General features: G+C 63.5%; 1 protein-coding gene. It reads right to left on the bottom strand.

What is annotated here, in order from left to right; translation table 11 throughout:
• A partial coding sequence (locus CVH10_RS21490) for a hypothetical protein (protein ID WP_146143243.1) occupies window positions 1–263 on the bottom strand: 263 nt, incomplete at both ends.

Here is a 263-nt window from a genome sequence, read left to right as displayed (position 1 = left end):
GCCATTCCTCCGGCCGCAATGGCACAGCGAGACGACCGCCTTCCGCGATGGATTGTGCCGGAACGAGTGCGTGTTTCAGATCGCCATAGCGCCGGGACCTAGTAAGCCAGACATCTCCGGAGCGGAACGCATCGCGCAGATGGAACAGCACCGCGCTCTCCCATAGGCGAGCGTCGCCAGCCCTCTGGGCCCGAAGGTGGCGATGCCATTTCGAGCTGGGCCGCAAGAAGCTGGTCATCGCGGCATCGTTCAAACCGGTACGA

The sequence above is a fragment of the Halomonas sp. ND22Bw genome, assembly GCF_003011945.1.
In the GTDB taxonomy this organism is placed as follows: Bacteria; Pseudomonadota; Gammaproteobacteria; order Pseudomonadales; family Halomonadaceae; genus Halomonas; species Halomonas halophila.
Note: the sequence above shows the minus strand (reverse complement) of the source record. Positions and strands in the feature narration are given on the sequence as shown.